General features: G+C 68.6%; 4 protein-coding genes and 1 pseudogene. 1 reads left to right on the top strand and 4 read right to left on the bottom strand.

Features of this window, described 5'->3' with window-relative positions; translation table 11 throughout:
* Window positions 1-193 precede the first annotated feature (193 nt).
* The 4 genes from ACFUJY_RS35100 to ACFUJY_RS35085 form a co-directional block, all read right to left on the bottom strand.
* Window positions 194-367, bottom strand: a complete 174-nt coding sequence (locus ACFUJY_RS35100) for a hypothetical protein (RefSeq protein ID WP_383307238.1) — start codon at window positions 365-367, stop codon at window positions 194-196.
* A 489-nt stretch (window positions 368-856) separates the two neighbouring features.
* Window positions 857-1,711, bottom strand: coding sequence for a hypothetical protein (locus ACFUJY_RS35095; RefSeq protein ID WP_383307236.1), 855 nt, complete (start codon window positions 1,709-1,711; stop codon window positions 857-859).
* A gap of 1,119 nt (window positions 1,712-2,830) precedes the next feature.
* Window positions 2,831-3,148, bottom strand: a complete 318-nt coding sequence (locus ACFUJY_RS35090) for a hypothetical protein (protein ID WP_383307234.1) — start codon at window positions 3,146-3,148, stop codon at window positions 2,831-2,833.
* A complete protein-coding gene (locus ACFUJY_RS35085) occupies window positions 3,145-3,909 on the bottom strand; it encodes a GntR family transcriptional regulator (RefSeq protein ID WP_383307232.1) in 765 nt (254 codons plus the stop codon). The genes ACFUJY_RS35090 and ACFUJY_RS35085 overlap by 4 nt, the downstream gene beginning before the upstream one ends.
* Before the next feature lie 249 nt (window positions 3,910-4,158).
* On the opposite strand from ACFUJY_RS35085, the pseudogene ACFUJY_RS35080 reads away from it, so the two are divergent.
* Window positions 4,159-4,406 (top strand): annotated as a pseudogene (locus tag ACFUJY_RS35080) (hypothetical protein); the annotation flags it as partial.

Below are 4,406 nucleotides of genomic sequence, written 5' to 3'. Positions count from 1 at the left end.
AACAAACCCACCAAGGACCATTCCTGAAAACGCATCAAAAACACCCCCAGACCAAAACTGGAACCAACCCCAGCCACCCCCAAAAAGCGCCGGACAGGGAATTGAAAATGCCCGCGAATTCCACACCGACTCGTACGTCAACCCGATGACGTACAACACCGAACGGTGACGTACACGAACACCACGGCCCGGGTCACCGGACAACGATCGGCACTACGACGGTCGCCAGCACGCCGGCCCCACACAGGACGAGACCGATCGGGGTAGCGGTCTGCGGGTGCCGGTGCGCGATGTAGGCCAGCGCACCGAGACCCTGCACGACAACGAGCACCAGGAGCAGCGCGACAAGCAGAACGAGCGAGGACATGACGGATCTCCGGATTCGAGCCAGGTGAACAGAGAGCCCCGACCGGGGCGACGACGGCACCATGCGCCGGCCGGGACCAAGCCCCGCAACCCCTCGGCGCTCGCAGCCGGCCCCCCTGACGCACGTCGGGCGGAGACCGGTCCGGTGCACCTGTTGGGCGTCACGGAATGTGTCCGCAGCGCGTCCGGAGCGCGCTGCGACAGCACCACTGTAGGTCCTCAATCCAGCGCACAAACTTGTGCGCTTCGCAGGTCAGAGGCCCTATTCATGGTTTCAGGACCGTCGTTTCCGGCTGGTCAGAGCCAACATCGCAGTTCATCGCAGTCTGCGACCATGTGATGTAAGTCACTTCACAGTTTCGCTCTCGTCAGGACAGGGCGCTCGATCCGCAACCCCCTGCCCCGCGACGACCAACGGGTCTGTACAGCTCTCTGCGGAACGATCACCGTCCCGGGCGACCGAGGGGGGCCCGGGACGGGAGATAGGCCGTCAGAACGGCGCAGGAGCGGTCTCCTTGGCCGCGTGTGCTTCCTGTGTCTCTTGTGCTTCCAGTGCGGCCACGGCGGCCACGGCGGCCTCCCGGGCCGCGCGGAACTCTTCCTCGATGCGGTCCCGGTCGCGCTGCGCAGCGATACGGCACCGGACGCACAGCCCCTCTGCGACCACCGGCCGGCCGCAGGGCTCACTGTGGCCGGAGCAAGTGCCTTCCGGCTCGGGGTCGGGGTCGCTCATGAACGGGAACGGCACGGTCTCTTCGTCGTCCAGGGGCGGCGCGTAGTGCGCCTGGTGGGCGCAGGTCTCGCACTGCGCGCCGGTACGGGTACGGGCCGTGCAGGTGTACTCGGACGTCCCGGGGCACAACGGCCAGCCGAGGTGACGGGCGCAGCGGGTCTCCCCGATCACGGCGAGGGTCGGGCACAGGCCGTCGTCGCCCTCGCAGCTCACCAGCCGCTCGATACCGTGGCGCAGCTGCTCGCGCTCCTGGACCACGTCGGCCCACGCCGGGGCTGTCGGGGTGAGGGTGTCCTCCCACCGATGCCCCTCCCCGGCCGCCGGTCCGACCGGGTGGTCCGGGCCGGCCGTCTGGTGCGGAACGGTCGCCGTCACTGGGGGCAACGCGCTCAGCTTCCGCAGCCGACCGGAGACGATCGCGCTCCTGGACGTCGTGATGGTGGCGGGCATCTGCATGCCGATGATCGCGCGGATGGTGTCCGGGCTGTGCCCGGCCTCCAGCAGCCCATCGCACATGAGGCCCTGGTCCCGCATCGCGGTCCCCCGCAGCAGATCGGCGCGGGTCTCTTCGTCGGCCGCGCTCATCAGCAGCCGTACGCCCGGTGAATCCACCCGCACCACACCACCGGCCAAGCCGCCCCCCGCTGTTGCTGCGGTCTTGTCCTCCGGCATCGAATCCGCGGTGCCCGTGGCACCCGTCACCACCCCCGGGCTCTCCCCGGCCGGTACGGGCCCGTCCTCCTGGTCCTGCTCGACGCCGCCGCCCCGTCCGTCCGTCCCCGCCGCAGGCGGCTGCGCCTCGCGCGCGCCACTACCCGCAGGGAGGGACGGACGGGACTCGGACTCGGGCTCTGGATCAGGGCTCTGGACTGGGCTATCGATATTGGGCGTCATGGGTGACGCCACACTGGCGTCATGGGTGACGCCAGGGGTGGGGGGGGGGCCCGCGCCCCCCCCCCCCCCCCGGGGGGGGGGGGGGGGGGGGGGGGCCCCCCCCCCCCCGCCACCCTCCCCGTCTGGGGGTGGCGTCATGGGTGACGCCACCCCCGCCCCCTTCTTCTTCGGTGCGCCTGCCTTGCGGCCACCCTTCGGCTTGATCCCGGCCTTCCGCTTGGCCTCCACCCGCTCCTTCACCACGGCGTCAGCAGCGTCCGCAGCGCTCTGCCCCGGGGCGAGCGGATCGGTCCACTCCCCCCGCCAGAACTCGGCATCCCGCAGGTGGTAGATGTTCGCGTCGTTCAGCTTCGGGTCGGTCGGGTCGCTCCGGTGCTCGATCCACCACACACCCGCGCACTCGCCTTCCAGCACCGTGCGGTCCAGGGTCTTGACCGACTTGCCGAGCTGCGCCGCCAGCTCCTGACGCCACGGCCGCCCCCGGCTGGTGTCCCGGCCGCCGGTGTCCGCGTACGTGATCAGGATCGTGTAGAGCGTCCGCAGGTTGGTCGAGTACCGGGGATCACACGCCCACTGCGAAACGAACTGGCCGAACGGCAGACCGCCGCCGCGCCGAACTTCAGGGCCATACCGGTCAGGGGCGTACCCCATGCGCTGTCCTTATCCGGCTCCGCACGGTGGACCGCACGACTCGTGGGTACACTCGACGGAGACCTATCCCGGTCGCCCGCCGCCACACTTCGGATGCCAGTCCTGTGTGGAGTACGGCGGGCATTAACTTTTTGTGAGGGCGACACTACGCCCCGTGGCCTCTGGTCCCAGAACTGGGGCCCGGCGTTACTGGTTTTTGAGGCCGGCCGCTGCTGCACGGGCCGTGATGAATGGCCCTATCTCGTCGCCGTTCAAAGGAATTGCGTACCACTCGTGCAATACCCCTGAGGATTTGGTGTACGTCTCGCCGATAATCTCGCCATTGAAAGCCACAAGATTATTTCCCCTGCGATCGTCTCCGATGGATGCGTAATGCAGCCCTTTTCGAGATCGAAGCGTTAGGGCTACTTCTTGGCGGTGCAATTCTTTTATCGCAGCGTCGTAGGAACTCTCCGCTGCGGATACAGCGCCCTGCGACCCGTCATTTTTCGCAGCGATGGTCATGCCTCCGGCGTGGGTAGTAGGGGTAGGTCGTCATACGTATAGGCGACTCGGTCGGCCGCAGCGATTGCCCGCAGAACCTCGATAGGGCGGCCGGCCTCATCCTTCGTGATTCGCTCCAGGGTGATGACTGAGACCCGTCCGCCGACACGGAGTAGTGCGGCCTCGTCGGCGGACGGTATCCGTACGGCCACAGTCTCGCTGGCCCTCGCCCTGCGATGTCCAGCCGCCGCGAGCCTGCGATAAATCCCGCCCTCGATCTTCTCCGTCGAGTCGATACCGGCGGCCTCCGCGATGTCTCGCGGATACCAGGCGTGCTGTACCTGAACGAGGTCATCCGGTCGGATGACCGCGTGACGCAGTCGGTAGACCAGGCTCTCCCCCGGCGCGAGCTTCAGCAGCGCCGCCAGATCCTCGGGAGCCTCGACGGGCTCGACGTGGACCAGCTGCATAACGCCGTCCACGCCGGCCTCTGCTGTCGCCGTTTCCCACGGGCCGCGCATCCCGCCAGGGGCGAGTGCCCGGCTGTATCGGCTGAGCGGCAGGCGAACCGGGGCGCGGTGCCGGACCCGGGTGCCGCCCCGCTTGGCGGTGTACACGAGTCCTTCCTCGGCAAGTTCGCTGATGGCCTTCGTAACGGTCGCCTTGGACACGCCGTGTGCGGTCATCAGGTCCTGATTCGTCGGCAGCTTGCTGCCCGGCTCGTACTCCCCGGCGCCGATGCGGCGGCGCAGGTCGGCGGCGATGTCCCCGGAACTACTCATGGGCCCTCCTCTCTCTGGTGCGGCCTACTGCAGCCACCCTATCGACTAGTCGTTATTGACAGTACGCCTGTGGCGGTGCATTCTCAATAACGCCTAGGCATTAACCGGCCCGGAGGGTGGGTGTGTCAAGGCGCTGCCGACCTGCGAAAACGCAGGTGCCCGACCTGGTGGTGAGAGACCAGGCCGGGCGGTGGCCCCGACGGTGAGAGGTCGGGGCCGCTGTCGGAGACCTGGTGAGAGGACACCGACATGTCGATCATGACAGAGCAGGAAGCCAGGCCCTTACGAGCGGGACTGGCCGACGAGGTCGAGCGCCAGGAGCGCGAGGACGACGCGCGGGGCCCGGAGCCGGAGGCCCGGCGGGCGGTGCTGCGGGCGGGTTGGTGGCGCGAGGTCGCGGCGGTGCCGTCGCTTCCGGCGGGCTACCTCGCCGCTGACGCGGCCGGCGCGCAGCAGGAGCCGGGCGCGGACGAGATCCGGGCGCGGGCGCTGCTCTT

This window comes from Streptomyces sp. NPDC057249, assembly GCF_042669245.1.
Taxonomy (GTDB): Bacteria; Actinomycetota; Actinomycetes; order Streptomycetales; family Streptomycetaceae; genus Streptomyces.
Note: the sequence above shows the minus strand (reverse complement) of the source record. Positions and strands in the feature narration are given on the sequence as shown.